The sequence below is a fragment of the Burkholderia guangdongensis genome, from assembly GCF_013403875.1.
Taxonomy (GTDB): domain Bacteria; phylum Pseudomonadota; class Gammaproteobacteria; order Burkholderiales; family Burkholderiaceae; genus Burkholderia; species Burkholderia guangdongensis.
Window position 1 is genome coordinate 1 of sequence record NZ_JACBNX010000068.1, and the last position, 650, is coordinate 650.

The 650-nt window shown below is 64.9% G+C and carries 1 protein-coding gene; it reads left to right on the top strand.

Annotated elements, in window-relative coordinates; all coding sequences use genetic code 11:
• Window positions 1–650: NAD(P)/FAD-dependent oxidoreductase (locus HZI36_RS26720; protein ID WP_179405670.1), on the top strand; the 650-nt coding region annotated here is incomplete at both ends.

Below are 650 nucleotides of genomic sequence, written 5' to 3' on the forward strand. Positions count from 1 at the left end.
CCGGACTGGAAAGCGCAAGGCGCGCCGCTCGAGGTCGACGTGACCGAGGACCGCTTCCTGTTCCTGACCGAATCGAGCGCGAAGCAGGTGCCGAACTGGGCGCTGCCGGACAACTTCAAGAACCACGGCAACTACGTGATCTCGCTCGGCAACGTCACGCGCTGGCTTGGGTCAACGGCCGAGGCGCTCGGCGTCGAGATCTTCCCGGGCTTCCCGGCCGCCGAGATTCTGTACAACGACGACGGCTCGGTGAAAGGCGTCGCGACCGGCAACATGGGCGTCGGCAAGGACGGCGAGCCGACCGAGAACTTCCAGCTCGGCATGGAGNTGCACGCGAAGTACACGCTGTTCGCGGAAGGCTGCCGCGGGCATCTGGGCCGGCAGCTGATGGACAAGTTCAAGCTGAACGCGAACGCCGATCCGCAGGCGTACGGGATCGGCATCAAGGAGCTGTGGGAGATCGATCCGGCCAAGCACAAGCCGGGCCTCGTGATCCACACCGCCGGCTGGCCGCTGAAGCCGGACACGTACGGCGGCTCGTTCCTGTACCACATGGACAACAACCAGGTGGTCGTCGGCTTCGTGGTCGGGCTCGGGTATTCGAACCCGTACCTGTCGCCGTTCGAGGAATTCCAGCGCTACAAGACGCA